This window comes from Rothia mucilaginosa (genome assembly GCF_019334805.1).
GTDB lineage: Bacteria > Actinomycetota > Actinomycetes > Actinomycetales > Micrococcaceae > Rothia > Rothia mucilaginosa_C.
The window spans coordinates 221928-243921 of sequence record NZ_CP079822.1 but is presented as its reverse complement, the minus strand read 5'-3'; the positions used below and the strand labels follow the sequence as shown (position 1 = coordinate 243921).

20 protein-coding genes, 2 tRNA genes and 1 other RNA gene are annotated in these 21994 nt (G+C 61.0%); 16 read left to right on the top strand and 7 right to left on the bottom strand.

Annotation, left to right across the window (positions count from 1 at the left end):
• Window positions 1-484: 484 nt before the first annotated feature.
• Together LPB405_RS00965 and LPB405_RS00960 are read right to left on the bottom strand one after the other, a co-directional pair.
• Window positions 485-1552, bottom strand: a complete 1068-nt coding sequence (locus LPB405_RS00965; RefSeq protein ID WP_012903668.1) for an S-layer homology domain-containing protein — start codon at window positions 1550-1552, stop codon at window positions 485-487.
• A gap of 375 nt (window positions 1553-1927) precedes the next feature.
• Complete coding sequence (locus LPB405_RS00960) at window positions 1928-2719, bottom strand: YaaA family protein (RefSeq protein ID WP_219102028.1); 792 nt, start codon at window positions 2717-2719, stop codon at window positions 1928-1930.
• A 172-nt stretch (window positions 2720-2891) separates the two neighbouring features.
• Between LPB405_RS00960 and rnpB the strand changes: the two genes are divergently transcribed.
• Window positions 2892-3297, top strand: an RNA gene (gene rnpB / locus LPB405_RS00955) — RNase P RNA component class A.
• A gap of 131 nt (window positions 3298-3428) precedes the next feature.
• Here the strand turns inward: rnpB and def are convergent.
• From def to orn, 3 genes are all read right to left on the bottom strand, one after another.
• A complete protein-coding gene (gene def, locus LPB405_RS00950; protein ID WP_049327087.1) occupies window positions 3429-4001 on the bottom strand; it encodes a peptide deformylase in 573 nt (190 codons plus the stop codon).
• Between the two features lie 132 nt (window positions 4002-4133).
• Window positions 4134-4206, bottom strand: a tRNA-His gene (locus LPB405_RS00945).
• Between the two features lie 106 nt (window positions 4207-4312).
• On the bottom strand, window positions 4313-4999 hold the full coding sequence (gene orn / locus LPB405_RS00940) for an oligoribonuclease (RefSeq protein ID WP_049341386.1): 687 nt from the start codon (window positions 4997-4999) through the stop codon (window positions 4313-4315).
• A gap of 175 nt (window positions 5000-5174) precedes the next feature.
• Between orn and mptB the strand changes: the two genes are divergently transcribed.
• Both mptB and LPB405_RS00930 read left to right on the top strand, forming a co-directional pair.
• Window positions 5175-6848 carry a polyprenol phosphomannose-dependent alpha 1,6 mannosyltransferase MptB gene (mptB, locus tag LPB405_RS00935; protein ID WP_219101586.1) on the top strand — a complete coding sequence of 558 codons (1674 nt, stop codon included), beginning with the start codon at window positions 5175-5177 and terminating at the stop codon, window positions 6846-6848.
• A gap of 103 nt (window positions 6849-6951) precedes the next feature.
• Window positions 6952-7027: transfer RNA gene (locus LPB405_RS00930), tRNA-Arg, on the top strand.
• Window positions 7028-7151: 124 nt separating this feature from the next.
• Here the strand turns inward: LPB405_RS00930 and LPB405_RS00925 are convergent.
• Complete coding sequence (locus tag LPB405_RS00925) at window positions 7152-8048, bottom strand: HNH endonuclease family protein (RefSeq protein ID WP_219101584.1); 897 nt, start codon at window positions 8046-8048, stop codon at window positions 7152-7154.
• Between the two features lie 397 nt (window positions 8049-8445).
• Between LPB405_RS00925 and LPB405_RS00920 the strand changes: the two genes are divergently transcribed.
• The 5 genes from LPB405_RS00920 to LPB405_RS00900 all read left to right on the top strand — a co-directional run bounded on the left by LPB405_RS00920 (window position 8446) and on the right by LPB405_RS00900 (window position 11975).
• Complete coding sequence (locus tag LPB405_RS00920) at window positions 8446-8982, top strand: single-stranded DNA-binding protein (RefSeq protein ID WP_049341384.1); 537 nt, start codon at window positions 8446-8448, stop codon at window positions 8980-8982.
• A 217-nt stretch (window positions 8983-9199) separates the two neighbouring features.
• The gene (gene rplS, locus LPB405_RS00915; protein WP_049337710.1) at window positions 9200-9547 is read left to right on the top strand and encodes a 50S ribosomal protein L19; all 348 of its coding nucleotides are present in this window, start codon (window positions 9200-9202) and stop codon (window positions 9545-9547) included.
• A 194-nt stretch (window positions 9548-9741) separates the two neighbouring features.
• Window positions 9742-10728, top strand: a complete 987-nt coding sequence (lepB, locus tag LPB405_RS00910) for a signal peptidase I (protein ID WP_219101582.1) — start codon at window positions 9742-9744, stop codon at window positions 10726-10728.
• Window positions 10729-10743: 15 nt separating this feature from the next.
• Window positions 10744-11556: a ribonuclease HII gene (locus LPB405_RS00905; RefSeq protein ID WP_257604985.1), complete on the top strand. Its 813-nt coding sequence runs from the start codon at window positions 10744-10746 to the stop codon at window positions 11554-11556.
• Between the two features lie 92 nt (window positions 11557-11648).
• Window positions 11649-11975 (top strand): DUF2469 domain-containing protein, encoded by a 327-nt coding sequence (locus LPB405_RS00900; protein ID WP_049337707.1) that lies wholly within the window; start codon window positions 11649-11651, stop codon window positions 11973-11975.
• A 1-nt stretch (window position 11976) separates the two neighbouring features.
• On the opposite strand, the gene LPB405_RS00895 is transcribed toward LPB405_RS00900, so the two are convergent.
• Window positions 11977-12186: a hypothetical protein gene (locus tag LPB405_RS00895; protein WP_141755851.1), complete on the bottom strand. Its 210-nt coding sequence runs from the start codon at window positions 12184-12186 to the stop codon at window positions 11977-11979.
• 80 nt (window positions 12187-12266) lie between these two features.
• Here LPB405_RS00895 and LPB405_RS00890 point away from each other — a divergent pair, with 80 nt between their 5' ends.
• The 8 genes from LPB405_RS00890 (at window position 12267) to fabF (ending at window position 21813) form a co-directional block, all read left to right on the top strand.
• The gene (locus tag LPB405_RS00890) at window positions 12267-12722 is read left to right on the top strand and encodes a YraN family protein (protein WP_012903656.1); all 456 of its coding nucleotides are present in this window, start codon (window positions 12267-12269) and stop codon (window positions 12720-12722) included.
• A complete protein-coding gene (locus LPB405_RS00885; protein WP_219101578.1) occupies window positions 12722-14260 on the top strand; it encodes a YifB family Mg chelatase-like AAA ATPase in 1539 nt (512 codons plus the stop codon). Before LPB405_RS00890 ends, LPB405_RS00885 begins: the two co-directional genes overlap by 1 nt.
• 177 nt (window positions 14261-14437) lie before the next feature.
• Window positions 14438-16150, top strand: coding sequence for a DNA-processing protein DprA (dprA, locus tag LPB405_RS00880; protein WP_257604936.1), 1713 nt, complete (start codon window positions 14438-14440; stop codon window positions 16148-16150).
• Between the two features lie 239 nt (window positions 16151-16389).
• A complete protein-coding gene (locus LPB405_RS00875) occupies window positions 16390-17511 on the top strand; it encodes a tyrosine recombinase XerC (RefSeq protein WP_219101574.1) in 1122 nt (373 codons plus the stop codon).
• 325 nt (window positions 17512-17836) lie between these two features.
• Window positions 17837-18736, top strand: a complete 900-nt coding sequence (locus LPB405_RS00870) for an ACP S-malonyltransferase (RefSeq protein ID WP_005507477.1) — start codon at window positions 17837-17839, stop codon at window positions 18734-18736.
• A 117-nt stretch (window positions 18737-18853) separates the two neighbouring features.
• Window positions 18854-19879: a beta-ketoacyl-ACP synthase III gene (locus LPB405_RS00865; protein WP_219101572.1), complete on the top strand. Its 1026-nt coding sequence runs from the start codon at window positions 18854-18856 to the stop codon at window positions 19877-19879.
• A 202-nt stretch (window positions 19880-20081) separates the two neighbouring features.
• Window positions 20082-20324 carry an acyl carrier protein gene (locus LPB405_RS00860; protein ID WP_005506250.1) on the top strand — a complete coding sequence of 81 codons (243 nt, stop codon included), beginning with the start codon at window positions 20082-20084 and terminating at the stop codon, window positions 20322-20324.
• Between the two features lie 217 nt (window positions 20325-20541).
• Entirely contained in the window at window positions 20542-21813 is a 1272-nt protein-coding gene (gene fabF / locus LPB405_RS00855; RefSeq protein WP_219101570.1) for a beta-ketoacyl-ACP synthase II, read from the top strand.
• The last annotated feature ends 181 nt before the right edge of the window (window positions 21814-21994 follow it).

The window sequence follows — 21994 nt, the reverse complement described above, 5'->3', positions numbered from 1 at the left end:
GAATGAGGGTGAATGAGAAAAGAAGTTGAGAGGATCAATGAGTGACAGTCCACCGCGCTGAGCCTACGCCAAATCCACATCGTGGAGGACCCGTAGCGGCGGCATGCTGAAGTGCAATTTCAGCCTACCAACCCGCGTCTTAGACATTCAATGAAAACACGAGAAAAACATTCCAATAAGAGTTATAAGACAAAAAATTCGAAAATTACGCCCCCGGTTTTATACAAAGCCCGACCCCCAAAAAGACCACACAATAGAGAGACAAAAATGGAAGCATCACCAGCACTAAAAACCGCACCCAGCAGCGCCTGCACCAGAAAACGGGCACACGAAAAAAAGGGGCATACAAAAAGGGGCGGTGAGAGAAAAACTCTCGCCGCCCCTTCTATAGGCCATAGGCCACTATCTTCAGCTGCTGTTCTCAGAGATCAACCCAAGCTAAAACATGTAGGTTAACCGCCCGGTTCACGGCACCTGCCAAATCTTAAGCATCGATATAAGGGCTACTGGGGATGTCAATCATGTCCAGCATTGACAGGACACGAGCCAGCTCCTCGCGGGTAGCAATCTTGGTCGGACGGAAATCCTTGCTCTTATTGTGAAAGCTCGTATCAATATTCACCGACGAGTGCAGCCACACCGACTCGGTGTAGAACGGGGCACCCGGCTTCATGTCCTGCGGGGTAGTGGGACGGAACCACGAAGGACGACGGCCGGGGGTAAGCATAAAGTAACGGTAGAAGAACGCTGCCATCGTAGCGCGGCTAGCCACCGCCTCCGGGTGCATCTTACCGTCAGACCAACCCGAGGTCAGACCATTCTGGTATGCCCAAATGTATGCCGAGTAACGCTCATCCTTCGGGGACACATCCGGGAACGGGGAACGCGCCGGAAGCTTAACCTTCGGCGAGCGGGCGCCTCGGTAGATTGCATCCATCAGATCGCTGCGGGTCACCGCACGCTTAGGGTAGAAGCAACGTTCCTTATCGAGCAGCAAAACCTTTGCCTTACATGACCTGTAGATATCGGGAGCGTACTCGCCATCCATATCAATATCCACAATGAAAGGTGCCCACGCAAACTCAGTGTTAATCGTCGGGCGAACCTCAATAGTACGCAGGATGGTGTACTGCTCACGGCGCGGACGAAGAGACAAGCGAATCCCGTAGTCCGCCTTCGGGCCACCAGTGACCTCGCGAGAAATGACGTGGTGCCTCACGTAGGGGTCATTCTCGATGCGCTTCTTCGGCTCAAGAGCGAAGAAGTAGAACTGCGTGAAGCCCTTCTCCTTGGTGTAGTAGCCAGCCTCAATGTATGGGGTGTACAGGCCAGTATCAAGCACAGCCTGCAGGCCTGTAATCTCGTAGCTGAGGTTGAAGCCGCTAATATCAAACGACGCCTCGGTAATCTTGAACGTCAGCGGGGTGGTCATAACGTCCAAGGTGGCAGCCTGGGCGCTCTGCTCGCCGGCATGGTGCGCACCCAAAGCGCCAGCGACTGTTAGTGCTGCCGCACCCTTAAAAAGGGCGCGACGAGAGGAAAAAGTAGACATATCATTGTCCCATCGATGTGTTTCTGAGTGGTTACTTCTACGCTAGCAAACCAATAACCATTGGTTAAGCCTCTAGTCGTTTGCTATGCGTACGCGGCGTGACGTGTTTCCATGTGTGCTGAGTTGAGAATGTGAATGCTAGTGAGTGATGTACCCGCCACCAATGGCGAGACGTTTAATACTATAAGCACTTCTGTGCACAAAAAGAAGGCGGATAGATAGACACTACCCGCCTTCTGCCCCGCAAAAACCTACCCGCTTAATGTGGGGAAATGTGGTTTTACAGGGGGAAATACAGACTTAAGCCCCTAGAAAAATAGTTAAAAAATTTTCAATATGATGCAAAAAATAGGCGAAAACAAATAGTTGGGCGACCTACTGCTCATGTACCAGCAACGTCAAAACGCCTGCCTTACGCGCCGTCGGCAGGGTGCACTCCACCGACCAGTCCGCGCTGATCGCCTCCAAAAATTCGGCAATACCAGCCGTAGAACCATCAATAGGACGAGCCGCCAAACCCGACTGAATCAGGTAGCGCGCAAACAGGCCGCGGTAATGCTTCGCCATGTGCGAGACGACCTTACGCGACCCATCAGCCGCCACGCGCTCCACGCGAACCGCCAGAGTCTGCGACGGGGGAGTCACCCACGACTTCGCGTACGCTGCAGAGCGGCAATCCAGAATCAGCTGGTCCTTCGCGGTTGCCTCCAGTACGGTACCCAACGCACCCTTCCAGAAGGATGCAAGCGCACCCACCGAACCCAGCTTCACGCCCATCGACAGGCGGTAGGCGGGAATTGCGTCCTCGGGGCGCAGAATACCCCACAGCGCCGAAGAAATCAGCAACGACCAGTGCGCGGCATCGCGTTCGGCGGGGGAGAAGCTCGCATAATCCAGCGCCTCAAAGAGCACACCCGTGTAGGTGCGGATCGCGGGCTGTGCCGGTTCGGTCAGCAGGCGCGTATTGCGTTCCACCTCTGCTGCGAGGGAAGCACCCACCTTGAGCTCTGCAAGGGCGTCGGGACCCGAGCTGACAGTCGCCAGCTCCTCCAGGACGCTCTCACGCTCAGCGGTCAGTTCGGGGAACGAGAGGTCAGCAAAGCATACGGGCGCGTTGCCTGCGGGGGCGGGGGTCTTACCTTCGGAAGGGGGAAGAAGAATCAGCATCTCTCCAGTGTACCCGTGAGACGCCGGGTAGCTACGAGGCGCAGTGTAGTTGCGAGGTTCCTGCATATGCCCGCGAGGCTGCTAGTGTGCCTCCTCGTACCCCTACGTACCCGCGAAACAAACCCGGGAAATAGCCACCTCCAAGGGTGTGCGTATAATGGGTTGGGTGAAACGGGCCGTCTGGGCAATCGCGAGGCACACGTGTTTCGAGGAAAGTCCGGGCTCCACAGCACAGGATGGTGGATAACATCCACTCGGGGTAACCCGCAGGCCAGTGCCACAGAAAGTAAACCGCCGCGGTTCGCCGCGGTAAGGGTGAAAGGGTGGTGTAAGAGACCACCAGCGGGCGCGGTGACGTGCCCGGCTAGGTAAACCCCATTCGGAGCAAGGTCAAACAGAATACGCTATGGTAGGGTAGTGCGCCCGATCCCCGTCAGCTTCCTTCACGGAGGTGGGGTGCGTATTCGGGTAGGCTGCTTGAGACGTGCGGCAACGTACGTTCTAGATAGATGATTGCCTCGAAACGCCCCTTCGGGCGGCGTTTTAGACAGAACCCGGCTCATAGGATGACCCGTTTCACGCTACCGTTAGCTGACGGAAAAATCATCGGCTGACAGAAAACGAAGACCGCGAATGCACTCTAAAAGCGCATTCGCGGTCTTCGTTTTAAACTCCTCGAAAGGCCTCTGACCTTCAGAAGAGCCCGTGATTAGTGGCCGAACGGATCCGGATCCACGCCGGGCGTCCACGAGTTACCGTCAACGGTCCAGCCTTCCTTCTTCACGACCTTCTTCATCTTGCCGGTCCACTTCTTGTTCAGACGGTTCACGTACAGCTTGCCGTCCAGGTGGTCAGTTTCGTGCTGCATGCAGCGTGCGAACCAGCCGGTCGCCTCAAAGTGGACGGGGTTGCCGTGCTCGTCAAGACCGTTCACGGTCACCCACTCGGCGCGCTTGAGGGGGAAGCCGTAACCGGGGAAGGACAGGCAGCCCTCTTCCTCCTCGTACGGGTCCGGGTCAGCGGTAGAAATCTTGCCCAGGGTCAGTACCGGGTTGATGATGCAGCCGCGCGGGGGAACGCCGTCCTCATTCTCCATCTTGTAGGTGAAGATGCGCAGGCCCACACCAATCTGCGGTGCCGCCAGGCCCACACCGTTGGATGCGTCCATGGTCTCGTACATGTCAGCCACGAGCTCCTTGAGCTCATCATTAAACTCGGTGACGGGTGCCGCGGGGCGGTGCAGAACGGGGTTGCCGTGAATAACGATGGGGCGAATAGCCACGGAATTATCCTTTGCTTGTGTTGAATGGGAACTGTTGAACGGGAACTTGCCGGGTACACCGTGTGCGGGTGAACCGGATTGAGGGTAAGCGAAAGGGCCGTTACGGATAACCATAACGACCCTTTCCATCGGGGTGATCGACGGGGGTTGAACCCGCGACCTCCTGGACCACAACCAGGCGCTCTGCCAACTGAGCTACGACCACCATGTGCTTCGCTTGGTTTCCCTTGCGATATGCAACGGATACTACTGTACAGGAGATTCAGAAACCTGCCAAGTTGAAAAGCCGTGATGCTCGTTACATGCTGTGCTTACGCCTCGGACGCCTCTGCCGCCTCAGAAGCGGATGCCTCAGCCTCGCGCTCAGCCGACTCGCGTGCGGCACGCTCCGCCTCCACCTCACGCGCAATCTGCGCCGAAGCAATTGCATCCGGGCCCTGCGGCACAAAAATGGCGCGGCGGTAATACTTCAACTCATCAATCGAGTCCTTGATATCGCCCAGCGCGCGGTGGTTACCGGTCTTCGCCGGGGCGCTGTGACGAGCCGCCGGGTACCAGCGCGACGCTAGCTCCTTAATGGTCGACACATCAATCACACGGTAGTGAAGGTGCGCCATGACCTCGGGCATGTAGCGCTCCAAGAAGCGCTTATCCATGCCCACCGAGTTGCCGCCCAGCTGCGCCTTGCCCGCCACCGGAACATACTTCTTGATGTAACGAAGCACCTGCTCCTGCGCGTAATCCATCGACACACCGTGCTCAATATCGGGTAGCAGACCCGACGCCTCATGCATCGACCGCACAAAGTCATTCATATTCTCCAGCGCACCGGCAGGAGACTCATCACCGGGCTTAATGACGAACTCAACGCCAGAACCCAGAATGTTCAAATCGGCATCCGTTACCAGAACGCCCACCTCGACGAGAGCGTCGTTCTCCACGTCCAGGCCGGTCATCTCGCAGTCAATCCATACAATACGTTCACTAGAAATACTCACCCTCCCACTCTACCCCTAAACGCCGCCGACCGGACTCCCACGATGTCATAAAAACACACAGGTAGGGGAGTCGATGCGTGTCCACAAGCGCTTTCGTAACAGTGATTCTCACAAGTGCGTCCAAGGGCTCCGGTATGATAAAAACCAGAACGACGATGCAGACAGAAAGGGAGTTATGCGCGCACCAAAGGAGCTAGCACACCGGCTCACCACCCCCGGCGCACACGACGCACCTCTCTCACCCAAACTCTTGGACTACGTCAATAACCACCGTCTGCGCACGGTGATTATCGGCACCATCGGCTCCATCATGGTCACCCTCGGCTCCTACGCCGTCGGCTGGCTCGCCGACAGCTCCAGCTTCTGGCGCTACGACATTATTCGAGCCATCCGATTCGAAGCCACATGGGTCATCACCGGCATCATCATGCTCGCCCTCGGCGCTATGATCATGTGCCGCGAATGGCTGCGAATCTACCAGAAAATGGGCGACTGGAACGAACCCAACACCATGCGTTGGATGATTGCAGTCATCACCAGCTGGTCCCTGCCGCAGGTTTTCGCCTTCACCATCTACAGCCGTGACATGTTCTCCTACTACGGTCAGGGCATGGTCATGGCGCACGGCCTCAACCCGTACAAGCACGGTGTCTCTGAAATCTCGAATTTCATGCAGAACGGTGCGGACCCCATGTGGGCGGAATCCCCGCCCCCGTACGGACCGGTCTCCCTCAAGCTCGAAGAGTGGATCGTGCGCCTGGCGGGGGAGAACATCGACCTCTCCCTCTTCTACTTCCGCCTGCTCTCTGTGCTCGCGGTCATCGGTATCCTCTTCTACGTGGCAAAACTCGCCCAGGCGCACGGCTTCAACCAGGTCCGCGCTCTCTGGCAGATTGGCCCGAACCCGCTGTTCATCGCATCGTTCATTGCCAGCGGCCACAACGACTCGCTCATGACCATGTTCATGCTCGGCGGCCTCTACTACGCCAAGCGCTACCGCGACACCTGGTGGGGTGGCCCGCTCGGCGTGACCTTCGTAGCCCTCGGCGTTGCCGTCAAGCCGCTCGCCCTCGTAGTGCTGCCCTTCGTGGGTCTGCTCTGGGCGGGTAAGAACGCCTCCTGGCCGCGCAAGTTCATCTTCTGGGCTCTCTCCGGCGTGCTGCTGCTCGCCGAAATGGCGCTCATGGGCTGGGTAACCGGACTGGAATTCGGCTGGATCAAGGCACTGTCCACCACCGGCGGCCAGTACATCTGGTACACCCCCTTCGGCCTGGTCATCGGCGCCGCCTCCCTGTTCGTTCAGGGCGACGCCTTCGAGGTCATCCGCAAGCTCATCGAAACCGTCGGCAAGGGCATCGGCATGCTCGGCGCCATGGCAATGGCATTCGTCGGACGCGACCGCAACATCGTGCGTCACGCCGGCCTCGCCATCCTGTTCATGCTCCTGTGCAGCCCCATGATTCAGCCCTGGTACCTGCTCTGGGCAATCCCGATGCTCGCCGCAACCGGTCTGCGCTCGCACTTCCAGCTCATGTGGTACTTCATCACCACGCTGTTCTTCATGGCGTACGGTGTGAGCGACCAGCTGAATGTGTCGCCCTACCTGCGCGACTTCAACCAGGACATGGGCCGACTCATCGCGACGGTCATCTGCCTGGGCTACATCATCTACCTGGTCGCCCTCGACCCGGCAACCCGCCGTCTGGTGTACGTGAGCCTGCACCCCACGCAGATTCGCCGCACCACCATCCGCTTGTGGTGGCAGTTGTTCCCCGGCGCATCAAGCCGCCGTGCACGCCGCCGCGATGTGAAGAAGGCAGAAAGGGAAGCCGCCAAGGTAGGCTCCTAGCGCGAACTCCTAACGCGCCAGCCTGGCTTAGCTCAGTGGAACAGCTCCCGCGTGAGAGGCGCGGTGCATGAGAAGCATAAATTCTCATGTACCCTAGAGGAAGGCCTCAGTAGCTCAGAGGATAGAGCAGGAGCCTTCTAATCTCTTGGTCGGGGGTTCGATTCCCTCCTGGGGCGCCACATGCAAAAACCGCCCCGCACCCTAAACTCAGGGTGCGGGGCGGTTTTCTTTATGCTTTTTGCGTTGGTGTGCCGCGAGGTGCCGGGCGGCTATTTCTTGGCTGGGATTACTTCTTGGCCGGGGCTACTTCTTAGCGGGGTTCGTGTCCTTGCAAGAGTTGAGGACGCGCTCCATAACCTTCTTCTCGTCCGCGGTCACCCACAGCTTGTACTTCGCCTTCACGTGCACCTGGCGTGCCACGTAGGTGCAGCGGTAGGCGGTGTTGCTCGGCAGCCACTCGGAGGCGTCCGCATCGGACTTCTGCTGGTTCGCCGGGCCGTCTGCTGCGAGCAGGTTCTCCGGGTCGTTCGCCAGCTGGCGGCGCTGCTCCGCGGTCAGATCCTGTGCGCCGGTCTGCCATGCGTTCGAAAGAGCCACCACGTGGTCAATCTGCACAGCCGAGGAGGTCTTCTTGCCGCGCTTGAACTCGATGGTTTTGCCGGTGTACGGGTCATCCAGAGTGCCACTAATCACGGTGCATGCGTGGGTCCTGACCTTGAAACGAACATTGGTCAGGTCGCGGCGCAGAATATCGTCACGAGTGTTGCACTTGTTACCGTCAACGTCATCCCAGGCGGGTCCGAACTGATCACGAGAGTAGCCGGCCTTCGACGCGCGTTCCTTCACCTGCAGGGACGCCAGCTCACTCTTTGCGGTCGCCAGATCCGGTGCGAGCGCGGTCGCGGGATCAACCGCCTTGTACGGGTTCTTGACCTCGGCGAGGGTTTCCGTGGCAACGGTGGTTTCTTCCTCGTCGGTGGCGGAGGTCGTCGCATCCGAACCGAGCAGGCCGTCCACACCGTTCTTGCTCACATAGACCAGGCCAATAATCAGCACGATCACGGCAAGCACAGCGAGCAGACCGTAAATGAGGCGCTTCTTCTGCGGGTCCATCGAGTCGGGCAGCTTGGGCAGGTTGCGCTGTAGCTGCCGAAGTTCCTGTAAAGAAGGCAGGTTGTTGTTCGCGGGCTTTTTGCTCACGGATTCTCCAAGGCGGGTAGACGGGATGCGGCTGAGTGCACCGCATCATCAAGGATAGAGGGCGCGGGGCTGAAATAGTGAACTTGAGGGCAAAAATAGCCGCCCCGATGCTGAGATACCTGTCACGATGCCGGATGGGGTGGGGTTTTGTGGAGGTAGCTTTGGGGTCGCGGGCGTGATGCCGGCGGGGGAGTGGTCGTCATATTTCTGCAGGGAGTGTGTTGCTCGCGGGCAAATTTTGAAAAAACGGGGTGAAAAGTTCAAAAACTTTATCCACAGGCGGCACCCAAAACCGTAAAACGCGAGGTTATCCACAGAAGCGGTAATCACCGGGTGCAGGGATAGCTCAGCCCTGGCAGGGTGGAAGAACCCACCCACTAGTTTCTAAGGAGAAACCATGAGCGACACCATCCTGATCCGCGGATTTACCGCCTCCGACCCGGCACTGAGCACCCTGCCCAACGGGGTGCCCGTCGTGAACTTTCGCCTCGCCAGCACCCCGCGCTGGCAGGACGCCACCGGCACCTGGAAAGAAGGCACCACCAACTGGTACACCGTGAAAGCCTACCGCCGCCTCGCCCAGAACATCGCCACCTCCATTGAGAAGGGGCAACCGCTGGTTGTGAGTGGCCGCCAGCGCATTAGCCGCTGGAACCGCGAAGACGGCACGCAGGGAACCACCGTGGAAGTGGATGCCCTCGGCATCGGTCACGACCTGAACTACGGTACGAGCACCTTCGCCCGCACCGTGGAGAAGCGCACGGTCAACGAGGGTTCCGTGCAGGGTGCGCCTCAGCAGGACGCAACGCAGCAGAGTATGCCGCACTCGGGCGCGCCGTTGCAGGAGGCGCCTCAGTACACGCAGCAGTATGCTCCGGCGCAGAACGGTGCATCCCAGGGCGGGGGAGCGCAGAGTGACGAACCCCCCTTCTAAAAGTGCTCCCCGGATGCTTGCATAAACGTGGACGCATTGGGATAATGGAGCATTGTGTTGACATCGGGCACGCCCCTGCCGCAGGGGGGAGAGCGACCAACGATGTCAACCTTCGGGCACCAATCCTGTCCGAAGCATGAAGTTTTCTGTCCCGCAGTGGGGCAGAGCAATCTGAGTCTATTTGACCTGCGGCAGATGACTCTGGAGATCTACAACTATGCAGACTCTTGACTTCCTCGACAAGAAGTCCCTCCGTGACGACATCCCCGCATTCGGCCCCGGTGACACCCTGAACGTTCACGTTAAGATCGTTGAAGGTAAGAACCACCGTATCCAGGTCTTCAAGGGCTTCGTCGTTGGCCGCCAGGGTGCAGGCGTTCGCGAGACCTTCACCGTCCGCAAGGTTTCCTTCGGTGTTGGTGTTGAGCGTACCTTCCCGGTTCACTCTCCCTCCATCGAGAAGATCGAGGTTGTGACCCGCGGTGACGTCCGTCGTGCAAAGCTGTACTACATGCGCGACCGCCACGGTAAGGCTGCTCGTATCCGCGAGAAGCGCGAGTTCTAATCTTTATAGATACAGAATTCTGTTGCAAACCGCTCCCCAACCGCATTCCGCGGGCAAGGAGCGGTTTTTGCATATTCTGAGAACCTTGCCGCTCTCAGAAAATAAAAGCCCAAGAGCACAAGCACTCTCGATACAATAGCTAGGTACCGTTTCACTCGAGCTAGGTATCTCTCAAACGAAAGGCTCACTCCAGCATGGCAGACGATAAGAACACTGCGAACACCAGCCCCTTCCCTGAGGGATACCAGCCTCAAAGCCGCCGCGAGCGCCGCGAAATGGAAGAATACTTCGCGCGCCTCGCCGCCGAGAAGGCAGCAGCTGAGAAGACGGCTACCGATCAGAATGCCGCAGCGAAGAATGCCGAGCGCGAAGAAGCCGCCGATGAGGAGAACACCGCAGACGTGGAAACCACCAAGGACTTCTCCGAAATGACCCCCAAGGAACGCCGCAAGGCTAAGCGCGCCGAACAGGCAGAGCTGACCTACTCCCAGGCGCAGGAAGAAGGCCGCCTCGGCGAATGGTTCTGGGTGCAGGCACGCGAGGGCGGCACCGTCATCCTCTACGCGCTGGTCATCGCATTCCTGGTCAAGACCTTCCTGCTGCGTGGCTTCTACATTCCCTCCGGCTCCATGGAGCAGACCTTGCAGGTGAACGACCGCGTGTTCATTAACGTGGCGGGCTCCTACTTTAGCGAGCCCAAGCGCGGCGACGTGATCGTTTTCAAGGACTCTCAGGGTTGGATTCCCTCCGCTCAGAAGTCCAGTAGCCCGCTCAAGGACGCCCTGTCCTTCGCGGGTATTCTGCCGGATACCTCCTCGAACTTCCTGGTCAAGCGCGTTATCGGCACCCCCGGTGACGTGGTCGAAAGCGACGGCAACGGCAAAATCAAGGTCAACGGCGTAGAAATCACCGAACCGTACCTGTACCCCGGCAACCCGCCCTCGGAGGTGCCCTTCAAGGTGACCGTGCCCGCCGGCAAGTACTTCGTGATGGGTGACCACCGTAGCAACTCCGCCGACTCCCGCTACCACATTAGCGACGGCACCGCGTTCATCTCCAAGGACGACGTGCAGGGTAACGTGTTCGTGGTGGCGTGGCCGCTGAACCACTTCGGTCTGCTGCAGGATCAGAGCTCGGTGTTCTCCTCGATTCCCGCACCGACCTCCACCCCGAGCGAGTAAGCGAGCTTGGGAATGATGGTGAGCGCCCAGAAGAGCGCAACGAAACCCGCACAAGCTAAGCCCTCGAAGGCAACCCCGCCCGCCGCCGACCTCGAGTACGAGCAGCAGCTCTTCGCCTCCGGCGCCCGCACGGTTGCCGGAATTGACGAGGTGGGCCGCGGCTCCATGGCGGGCCCGGTCACCGTGGGCGTCGCAATCCTCACCCCGGACGCCACCCTCGAAGTGGGCGGGCTGATCGACTCCAAGGCGCTCTCACCGGCACGTCGCGAATCCATGGTTCCCAAAATCCGCCAGTGGTGCGCCGTGGCGGTCGGCCACGTTGAACCGGCAGATATTGACCGGCTCGGCATGACCCTCTCGCTGAGGCTTGCCGCCCAGCGTGCGCTCGCCGAGCTGGCGCGCCGCGGATACCGTGCCGACGCCGCCCTGTTGGACGGTAAGCACGACTGGTTCACCCCTCCGCAGGAGGACCTGTTCAGTGCGCTGGCACCGGATCCGGCGCAGGCACACTACAACGCGCTGCTCGCCCAGGCGTGGGAGGGTGCAGGGGAGCCCGCGCAGATGCCGGTGACCATGGTCATTAAGGGCGACTACAAGTGCGCCTCCATTGCCGCCGCATCGGTGGTAGCGAAGGTAGAACGTGATGAGCTGATGGTCCAGCTGGATACCCGCTATCCGGGGTACGGTTGGGCAAAGAACAAAGGCTACGGATCCGCCGCTCACCGCGAGGCGATTAGCGTGCAGGGCCCCTGCCTGCAGCATCGACTGTCATGGTCGCTTCCGGCGACCGCCGAGCAGATTGAGGCCGCCGCGGCACAGCGCGGCTAGGGCGCGTGGCACTCCTGAAAACCGCGCCTCGGAAGCTGGCGAAAACCTAACGTGCCACCGCTGAATCAGTACTAACCAGGAAAGGAAGAGCAGTGAGCGCAGAAGACCTCGAAAACTACGAGACCGACGCCCAAATGGCGCTCTACCGCGAATACAAAGACGTCATGTCGCTCTTTAGCTACGCGGTAGAAACCGACCGACGCTTCTACCTGGCAAACCAGGTGGACGTCACCCCGCACGTGCAGGACGGCACCCTCTACTTTGAGGTGAGCATGAGCGACGTGTGGGTGTGGGATGTATTCCGCTCCAACCGCTTTGTGAAGAAGGTGCACGCCTACTCGGTACGTGACGTGAACGTGGAGGAGCGCCTGCCCAACCAGGAGTTCACCGTGCCGGAAATGCCGGACTTTAACACCTAGCTCACGCCTGATTCACCGCATTGCCGGGGGAAGCAGGCGGCTGCTGAGCTACCGGGCGGCAGCGCTGGGTGATGAAACCGCGTGATAAACCAGCACGAATATGACGCGGCGAATCGGCACTCGAGCGGTGTTTTTGAAAAATATGCCCCAAAATTTCAAATAAATGGCTGTGGATAACCTCTAATTCCTTCTGGGAACCGAGGTTATCCACAGTTTTTCGTTAACCGCGTTCGGGCACGCGCGCGGCGGGCACAGTAGAAGCACTACCGCTATCTACCGGGGGAGAGACCCATGACAACAGCCCGAATAACAGCCCGCGCCGCAACCCGAAGCGCACCCAACAGACCCCTGCTCCGCAGAACCTCGCCTCGCGCCCACAGCGTCGGTAGGTGGGGCGAGGAGCTGACCGCCCGCATCCTGGAGACGAACGGCTACCGGATTCTGGAGAGGAATTGGCGACCGCCCGCCGGACTGGAACACGAACAGATCCGCGGTGAGCTCGACCTGATCGCCATTGACCCCGAGGACGAACTGGTTTTCGTTGAGGTCAAGACTCGCAGCAGCGAAGACTTCGGGCACCCGTTCGCATCCATTGACCGCGATAAGGCGCGCCGCACGCGCTCGCTGGCGATTCTCTGGTGCAGGCTTCGTGAGAACCTGGATTTTCCGCGCTTTCGCATTGACGCTATTGCGGTGACCGGAACCTGCGAAACCTTCACCTTCGAGCATCTGAAGGCGGTGGCGTAATGGGATTCGCACGCACCTATTCCGTAGCGCTCGTGGGCCTGCGCGGGCACATTGTTGATGTTGAGGCTGACATCTCGCAGGGCCTGCCTGGCTTCGTGCTGTTGGGTCTGCCCGATACCGCCCTCAACGAGTCGAAAGAGCGTGTGCGCTCCGCAGCGAAAAACACCGGCATCACCCTCACTCAGCACCGGCTTACGGTGAACCTGACCCCGGCGACCCTGCCCAAGCGCGGCTCGGCGTTCGATCTAGCCATTGTGGTTGCGGCGCTGCAGGCGGAGAAGAAACTGCACCCCAGCGGCGATAGCGTCTTCCTGGGTGAGCTGGGCCTGGACGGAACGCTACGCCCCGTGCCGGGCATCCTGCCGGCAGTTAAAGCCGCCGTGGATGCCGGACACCACCGCGTGATTGTGCCCGCCGAAAATGCTGAGGAGGCGGCGCTCATTCCCGGCGCGCAGGTGAGCGGTTTCCGCTGCCTGGCTGAGGTTTTTGCCGCGCTCGGCGCTGAGAGCCAGAAGCTGACCTATCCGCCCGCCCCGCAGACGGAGGCGAGTGCACCGGTGGCGAGACCGGCTGAAATTCCCTCGGATATGAGCGATGTTGCCGGTCAGTCGCAGGGCCGTTTCGCCCTGGAAATTGCAGCTGCCGGCGGCCACCATATGCTGCTGACAGGCCCGCCCGGCTCGGGTAAAACCATGCTGGCGGAGCGCCTGCCGAGCATCCTGCCGACCCTCGATAATGATGCCGCGATGGAAGTGACCGCTATTCGTTCCCTCTGCTCGGCGGGGGAGCACCTGAGCGAGCTGGTGCGTCAGCCGCCCTTTGAGGCGCCGCATCATAGCGCCTCCGCGCCGGCGATTCTTGGTGGCGGTAGCGGCATTCCCCGCCCGGGCTGTGTGTCTAAAGCGCACCGCGGCGTGCTCTTTCTCGACGAGGCGCCGGAGTTCAAACGCACGGTGCTCGATTCGCTCCGTCAGCCCCTGGAGTCGGGGACCGTGACCTTGGATCGTTCGAGCGCGTCGGCGACCTATCCGGCGCGGTTTCAGCTGATCCTGGCGGCGAACCCGTGCCCCTGCGGCATGAACGTGGGCACCGGTACGGAGTGCACGTGCGCCCCGCGTGAGCGTCGCGCCTATTTTGGGCGGCTGTCCGGCCCGCTGGTGGACCGCATTGACGTGAATGTGACGGTTCCGAAGGTGTCGTCCACGGAGCTTGCGGGCGGTCAGGTGAACGAGAGTTCGGCGCAGATTCGTGAGCGCGTCATGGCGGCGCGACAGGCTCAGCGGGAGCGTCTGGAGCCGTACGGGTTGAAGACGAATGCGGAGATGAACGGCAAGATTTTGCGCGGTCCGTTGCGTCTGGATGCGAAGCTCACCGGCGAACTGAACGCCGCCGTGGACCGCGGAACGCTGACGGCTCGCGGCTACGACCGGGTGCTGCGTATCGCCTGGACTCTCGCCGATTTGGAGGGGGCCGCCTACCCGAGCCGGGAGCACCTGGATGTGGCGCTTTTTCTGCGGCAGCAGGGGCAATTGAAATAATGCGCCAGCTGAAATAGGGCCAGCTGACATAGCGTGCCGGTTTATAGAAGGAATCACTCACGAGAGGAGAAGAACGTCATGAGTGAGAAGAAGCTCAGAAAACGAGCTGAAGAGGCCGAATTGAAAGAAAATGGGCTGAGAGAAACAGCGCCGGACGAGTGTGTGCCAGAAGTGAGCGTGCCTGAAGAGCATGTGCCAGAAGAGCGCGCGGCGGAGGATTTTGTGCAGGAGGAACTGCAGATCCGCCTGCCAGGCCGCACCCTGGATGCGCACGCCCTGGTGCGTGAGAGGGTGGCGCATATTCTGTCGCTGGGGAACGAACCCTCACCGAGCCCCTATAACGCGGCGCGGTTGCCGGGTTTCCTCACCTCCTGCCTGAACCCGGTGTACCTGGAACAGATGAACCTGCAGGACCTGAGCCGGGAAGAGCAGCCGGGGGAGGAACAGCAGAGCGAGGTGCCACAGGGTGAGCACCCCGAACCTGCGGCGGGTACAGCCTCCAGCGGTTCTGACCCTGTGCCTCTGCTCAATCCAGCACCCCTGTTCAACCCCGCCCTCAGCGCGGAGCAGGTTGAGGCGGCGTGCCGCGAGTACATCCGCTGCTGCACCGCCCAGCTGATGCGCTACGCCGAACCCGCCGATGAGCTCGTGGTCGAATCCCTCACCACCCTGGGAGCGCCGCTGACCCTGCACTACCTGCTGACCGGGCACATCCCCGATGCGCACACCTGGGAGCACGGCGAACCGGATACGCAGCTCAGCGATTATTTGCACTCGGTGGGCGCACCCGCGGAAGGGGAGTCCGCCCTGTTTTCTAGCGCGAATGGCTACTACACGCCGGGTGAGCATCAAATGAGCCGCGATAAGTTCGGCAAGGCGCTCGCGACCCGCCGCCTGCGCTGGAACCGCCGCATGGAACGCACCCTGAATGCGGAGGCGCACATGGCGGCAACCTGCGGGGCGTGGCTGGTCACTCCCGCCGATCCGCTGTGGCCGCCGCAGCTGAACGATTTGGGGCCCGCCCGACCGTACGGGCTGTGGTGCCGAGGCGATTCGCGGCACCTGCTGGATGTGGCGTCTGCCCCGAGCGTGGCGCTGGTTGGTTCGCGTGACCCGAGCATCTACGGTACGGAGGCGACGACCCATCTCGCCGCTGAGCTGGCGCGCCGCGGGTACACGGTGATTTCTGGCGGTGCGATGGGCATTGATATTGCGGCGCATCGGGCGGCGCTGACTCAGCAGGGTAGTGACCTGCCGACCATCGCCTTCATGGCGGGTGGGCTGGATCGGCTGTACCCGGCGCAGAACTCGGATGCGTTGAATATGATTGTTGACCGCGGGCTCATCATGAGCGAGGTGAGTGTGGGTAACACCCCCACGCGTTGGCGTTTTCTGGAGCGTAACCGCCTGATTGCGGCGTTGGCGCGGCACACCATTGTGGTGGAGGCACGCTGGCGTTCCGGTGCCCTGAACACGGCTCGTCACGCGATGGAGATTGGGCGTACCCTCTGGGCGGTTCCGGGGCAGATTAATTCGCCGAACTCGGTGGGCACGAACCGTCTGCTGCGCGATGGACTAGCGCAAACACTCACCGAGGCCGCCGACATCCTCGAGTACGATGCCGCCGCAGGGTTTGAGCTGGGCACCGAGCACGAGAGCGAGTGGGATCAGGCTGCCTCCTCCAGCGCGCTGGATGAGCTGACCGAGCGACAGGGTAGGGTCTGGGACGATTTGAGCCCGCGTTCCTACCGTGGCGTGGACGAGATTGCCGCCGCTCTCGGTTTGAGCGCTCGCGACGTGATGGCTGACCTGTTCCACCTGGGCCGTTGCGGTCTTGCGGAGAGCAGCGGAACGAGCTGGAGGAAGGTCCGCCCGGCTGTCGCAGCCTAGGAGAGCCCCCGCTGAACACCTCAGCTGAACACCTCAGCCGAACACCCCGGCTATAGCGGGATACGCCGGTCGGTCATGACGGGCGGCAGGTCATGACGGGGGCGGTGCGTGGAGAGCTCGGAACCTCTCTACAATTGGGGTAGGCTTGCGCATACTTGCGCGGAGCCTACCCCGCCGCTGCGCTATCAGCAGACGCGCGGAGAAAATGTCGAAAGACCGAAACCCGAAAGGAGGGACGCATGACCCCCGCCCGCCAGCACGAAAACCAGGCAGAAAACCGGAGTGAGAACCGGGAAGAGTACCGGGATGATGCTCCCTCCACGACCCTGCCGGTGACCTATACCCGCAGCCTTGCCGCCGATCATCCCGGAACCCAAGCTGAGGGCTCGGGCTCCGCCCTACCCGGCTCTGTTCTACCTGATTCGGCACTGGGTGTTTCCGGTGAGGTGTTCCGCCCTGTCCTGGACCGTTTTGAGCGTTTTTTGCGCTATGAGAAGCACCGTTCCGAAGAGACGATCCGCTCGTATATCTCCGATTTGGAGGGCTTCTTTGGCTACATGGCGCGCCGCGGTGTGCGGCATCTGGACAGCATTGATGCGTCCCTGATTCGTGAGTGGTTGGGTTCGCTACATCTGCGGCAGGCGGCTCGTTCTACGGTGGCGCGCCGCGGTTCGACCCTGCGCACGTTCTTCACCTGGGCTCAGGAAGAGGAGCTGGTACACGCCAACCCGACCCGCGGTATGCGCACCCCCAAGCGGGAGAATCACCTGCCGCCGGTGCTGAGCCGTGAGCAGATGAACCAGCTGCTGACTACCCTGCAGGAGCGTCGGGCGCAGGATCCTCGTGATGCGCGCCTGTTGCGCCTGGAAGCTGTGGTTGAGGTTCTGTACGCTTCGGGCATGCGTATTTCTGAGCTGACGGGCCTGGATTTGCAGAGCGTGGACCGGGCGAATAAGACGGTGCGCGTGCTGGGTAAGGGCAATAAGGAGCGCGTGGTGCCGTTGGGTACCCCGGCGCTTAAGGCGTTGAATCGTTGGGTGTCCTATGGCCGTCCGCAGTGGATCCAGGAGGGGGCCCAGGGCGTGACGGCGCTGTTTATTGGCCCTCGGGGCGGGCGTGCGAACGCCCGTCAGATTCGTGAGGACCTGACCCGCCTGCTGCGCACGGTGGAGAATACTCAGGCGTCGGGTGCGCACGTTTTGCGTCATTCGGCGGCAACTCACCTGGTGGATGGTGGTGCCGATATTCGTTCGGTGCAGGAGCTTCTGGGGCATTCGTCGTTGGCGACCACGCAGATTTACACGCACGTGTCGATGAAGCGTCTGGCGGAGACGTACGCGCGGGCGCATCCGCGAGCATAGGGCGTTCGCGCGTCTAAGGTCGCGCACCGATATGGGGGAGTATGCTGGGCTGTGTTGTACTGTGCTTTGAATAGTGCGCTGAGCGCCGCCGTCTAATGTCTCTCTATTTGAACCTTGAGTGGCTGAACTGTACGAATGGGGGAAATCGTTCTAAGCTATACACTGTTCAACCTCTGTCTAGGCTCCCAGCGCAGCCCAAAGTTTCTGCACAGTGATGTTTATACAGGGCGGCTGAACAAGGTAGCATAGGTATCAGACTAACCGTGGTCTCCGTCTCTATAACGGCACCGCGTACGAGTACTAAAAACCAGAAAGGTCGCACCGCATGCGCGCACTCGTTTGCCCCGGACAGGGCTCCCAGAAGAAGGGCTTCCTGAGCCCCTGGCTCGAGATTGAAGGTGTGCGTGAGCACCTGGAACGACTCTCCGAAGCGGCAGGCATCGACCTGATTCACTACGGCACCGAAGCCGAAGAAGAAACCATCAAGGACACCGCAATCGCCCAGCCCCTCATCGTGGCTGCAGGCATCGTCACCGGCCGCCTCGCACTACGCGAACTCGACGGTGAAGAACTTATCTTCGCGGGCCACTCCGTCGGCGAAATCACCGCAGCAGCCCTCGCGGGTGTGCTCAGTGACGAAGACGCAATGCGTTTCGTGCGTGTGCGCGCCAACGGCATGGCGGAGGCGGCAGCCGCCTCCCCGACCGGCATGGCTGCAGTACTCGGCGGCGTTGAAGAAAACGTCCGCGAAGCCATCGACGCAGCAGGCCTCGTCGCGGCAAACTCCAACGGCGGCGGCCAGATCGTAGCCGCAGGCCCCATTCCCGCCATCGAGGCATTCGCCGCGAACCCGCCCGCACGCGCTCGCGTCATCCCCCTGAAGGTCGCTGGCGCATTCCACACCGAGGCGATGGCACCCGCCGTGCCCGCCCTGGAAGAGTTCGCCGCATCCCTGCAGGTCTCCGACCCGACCTCCGCACTGCTGACCAACCGCGACGGTTCCGCCGTGGCATCCGGTGAAGAGTTCGTCAAGACCCTCGTCTCCCAGGTCACCAGCCCCGTCCGCTGGGACCTGTGCATGGCAACCCTGCTCGAGCGTGAGGTCGCCGGCATTATCGAGGTCGCCCCCGCAGGCACCCTGGTCGGCCTGGCAAAGCGCGCGATGCGTGGCGTGCCCGGCACCTCCATCAACACTCCCGAGGACCTCGCCTCGCTGAAGGGCTAAACGCCGGGGGGAGAGCACCCAGCCCTCCCCGCGCTAGGAACCCTTCACACTAGACATGCACTTTAGACATGCGAGGCACACAGTGTCTTGCGAGCATCAGCACTAAGGATTGAATACGTGACTACCCTCAAGCAGTACGAAATCAACCGCTACTCCCGCATCCTCGGTTACGGCGCAGCCCGCGGTGAGGTCATCGTCCCCAACGATGACATCGTTGAGGCAATTAACTCCTCCGACGAGTGGATCAGGCAGCGCACCGGCATCGCAACCCGCCATCGCGCCAGCGAAAACCAGTCGGTAGCCGACCTTGCCATCGGTGCCGCCAAGGACGCCCTGGCAGCATCCGGTGTAGCCGGTGAGGACATTGAGGCGGTCATCATCTCGACCATCTCGCACCCCTACGCAACCCCCTCCCTGGCAACCCTGGTCGCTGACGCAATCGGCTCCAAGTGCCCTGCATACGACATCTCCGCAGCGTGTGCAGGTTTCTGCTACGGCATCGCCCAGGCAGACGCCCTCGTCCGCGCAGGCACCGCAAAGCACGTGCTGGTCATCGGCGTTGAGAAGCTCTCTGACTTCATCGACAACACCGAACGCACCATCTCCTTCCTGCTCGGCGACGGCGCAGGCGCAGCAGTTGTAGGCGTCTCCGACGAGCCGGGTATCGCACCGACTGTGTGGGGTTCGGACGGCTCCCGTTGGGGTACTGTGGGTATGACTCACTCCCTGTTGGATATCCGCAACCGCGACTTCGTAGCAAACCCCGTGCAGGAAGGCGAAAAGATTTGGCCCACCCTGCGCCAGGACGGCCCCTCCGTCTTCCGCTGGGCAGTATGGGAAATGGCAAAGGTCGCCAAGCAGGCACTCGAAACTGCCGGCATCACCCCCGACGAGCTCGGCGCACTCATCCCGCACCAGGCAAACGCCCGCATCATTGACCAGATGGTCAAGACCCTCAAACTTCCCGACACGGTGGCAGTGGCACGCGACATCGTTGATGCCGGTAACACCTCCGCCGCATCGGTTCCCCTCGCCGCACACCGCCTGCTCAAGGAGAACCCGGAACTCTCCGGCAAGTTCGCCCTGCAGATCGGCTTCGGTGCCGGCCTGGCATTCGCAGCTCAGGTAGTCGTCCTTCCCTAAGAAAAACCACCAGAGCCCGATGCTCACCGCCCCTCACGACCGGCACAGTGCCGGTACACGAGAAAGAAAATAAAGCGGGAAAGCATCCCCTAAACTCCGAGTTGCCGCATGCGTACACCACGCAGACACGATAAACTCGGTAATGCACGCGTACCCCCACCCGGCGGGTGCGATGACCATCGAACAACAAAGGAGCCCCTGAATGGCTAACAAGGAAGAGATCCTCGCAGGTCTGGCAGAAATCGTTAACGAAGAGACCGGCGTTGAGGTTGAGGACGTTCAGCTGGACAAGTCCTTCACCGAGGACCTGGACATCGACTCCATCTCGATGATGACCATCGTCGTGAACGCTGAGGAGAAGTTCGAGGTGACCATCCCGGACGAAGAGGTCCAGAACCTCAAGACCGTTGGCGACGCAGTCGAGTTCATCGCGAACGCTGCCTAAGCTATAACCAATAACGAGGCGGCGCGGGCTCTCACCGGCCCGCGCCGCATCGCTATTCACTCAGCCTCAACCCAACACACCCCGGGAACACACAGGGTGCGATGACTGCACTCTCCACGGCGTGAAAACGCCCACTGTAAACCCCGGGCCCTACAGGTTTTTATCCACACACCACCGGATAAACCACCAAATCGACCACCGAAGAGAAAGTGCCACAATGTCTCGAAAAGTGCTGGTGACCGGCCTCGGCGCGACCACCCCCATTGGCGGCGACGTCCCCACCACCTGGGAAAACGCAACCAAGGGCGTATCTGGTGTATCCACCCTCGACCACCCCTGGGTCAAGGAATACGACCTGCCCGTATACATTGCAGGCCAGCTCGCCGTGCCCGCCCTCGAATCCGGCCGCCTCACCAAGGTAGAAGCAAAGCGCCTGGATCCCTCGGGCCAGCTCGCCCTCATCGCCGCACGCGAAGCATGGGAAGACGCAGGATTCACCGGCCCCGACGCCGAATCCGCAGAAGAAGTCGACCCCGAGCGCACCGGCGTAGCCTTCGGCACCGGCATCGGCGGCGTGTGGACCCTCCTCGACGCATGGGACACCCTCCGCGAAAAGGGCCCCCGCCGCGTCCTACCCATGACCGTCCCGATGCTCATGCCCAACGGCAACGCAGCAGCCGTCTCCATGAACCTCAAGGCACGCGCCGCAGCACAGACCGTCGTCTCCGCATGCGCATCCTCCACCGAAGCCATGGAGCTGGGTGCCGAAATGATTCGTAGCGGCAAGGCTGACGTCGTCATCGTCGGCGGCGCCGAAGCAGCAATCCACCCGCTTCCCATGGCTGCATTCGCCAAGATGCAGGCACTCTCCTCCCGCAACGACGAGCCCGAAAAGGCATCCCGCCCCTACGACGTCGACCGCGACGGCTTCGTCATGGGTGAAGGCGCAGCAGCACTCATCCTCGAATCCGAAGAGCACGCCAAGGCACGCGGCGCACGCGTCTACGCGGAACTGGCAGGCACCGGCGTATCCGCCGACTCCTACCACATCACCGCACCGGACCCCGCAGCACTCGGCGCAACCCGCGCACTGCGCGAAGCCCTCGAAGACGGCAACATCGACCCGAAGACCGTCGTGCACATCAACGCGCACGCCACTAGCACCCCCGCCGGTGACTTGCCCGAAGCAACCGCAATGCACGAAACCTTCGGCGAGCACACCAAGAACATTGCCGTCTCCGCAACCAAGTCCATGACCGGCCACCTGCTCGGCGGCGCGGGCGCACTCGAAGCCGTACTCACCGTACTGGCACTGCACCACCGCACCGCACCCTGCACCATCAACCTGGACAACAAGGACCCCCAGATTGACCTGGACGTGGTGACTGAGGCGCGCGAGCTGCCCGCCGGTGAGATCGTGGCACTGTCGAACTCCTTCGGTTTCGGCGGCCACAACGCGGTTGTAGCATTCCGCTCCGTAGAGGACTAAAACTCTTCGACAGCCTCATAGAAAGGGCACATCGGAAATGCTAGCGGGGGAGTGCCCCCTCTTCAGCGCCTGGGGGCGCTTCGAGGACGGAGCCCCCGCCACGCATTCCCGACACGCCCTTTATAGGGTTAGCAATAAACAGGGTCGCCTGCGATAGATGTCTATCGTAGGCGACCCTGTT

What these genes read in the sequence shown, in the direction of transcription:
- LPB405_RS00965 (WP_012903668.1), bottom strand. Translation starts at nt 1,552, where the DNA reads ATGTCTACTTTTTCCTCTCGTCGCGCCCTTTTTAAGGGTGCGGCAGCA.
- LPB405_RS00960 (WP_219102028.1), bottom strand. Translation starts at nt 2,719, where the DNA reads ATGCTGATTCTTCTTCCCCCTTCCGAAGGTAAGACCCCCGCCCCCGCA.
- mptB (WP_219101586.1), top strand. Translation starts at nt 5,175, where the DNA reads ATGCGCGCACCAAAGGAGCTAGCACACCGGCTCACCACCCCCGGCGCA.
- LPB405_RS00920 (WP_049341384.1), top strand. Translation starts at nt 8,446, where the DNA reads ATGAGCGACACCATCCTGATCCGCGGATTTACCGCCTCCGACCCGGCA.
- rplS (WP_049337710.1), top strand. Translation starts at nt 9,200, where the DNA reads ATGCAGACTCTTGACTTCCTCGACAAGAAGTCCCTCCGTGACGACATC.
- lepB (WP_219101582.1), top strand. Translation starts at nt 9,742, where the DNA reads ATGGCAGACGATAAGAACACTGCGAACACCAGCCCCTTCCCTGAGGGA.
- LPB405_RS00905 (WP_257604985.1), top strand. Translation starts at nt 10,744, where the DNA reads ATGGTGAGCGCCCAGAAGAGCGCAACGAAACCCGCACAAGCTAAGCCC.
- LPB405_RS00890 (WP_012903656.1), top strand. Translation starts at nt 12,267, where the DNA reads ATGACAACAGCCCGAATAACAGCCCGCGCCGCAACCCGAAGCGCACCC.
- LPB405_RS00885 (WP_219101578.1), top strand. Translation starts at nt 12,722, where the DNA reads ATGGGATTCGCACGCACCTATTCCGTAGCGCTCGTGGGCCTGCGCGGG.
- LPB405_RS00875 (WP_219101574.1), top strand. Translation starts at nt 16,390, where the DNA reads ATGACCCCCGCCCGCCAGCACGAAAACCAGGCAGAAAACCGGAGTGAG.
- LPB405_RS00870 (WP_005507477.1), top strand. Translation starts at nt 17,837, where the DNA reads ATGCGCGCACTCGTTTGCCCCGGACAGGGCTCCCAGAAGAAGGGCTTC.
- LPB405_RS00860 (WP_005506250.1), top strand. Translation starts at nt 20,082, where the DNA reads ATGGCTAACAAGGAAGAGATCCTCGCAGGTCTGGCAGAAATCGTTAAC.
- fabF (WP_219101570.1), top strand. Translation starts at nt 20,542, where the DNA reads ATGTCTCGAAAAGTGCTGGTGACCGGCCTCGGCGCGACCACCCCCATT.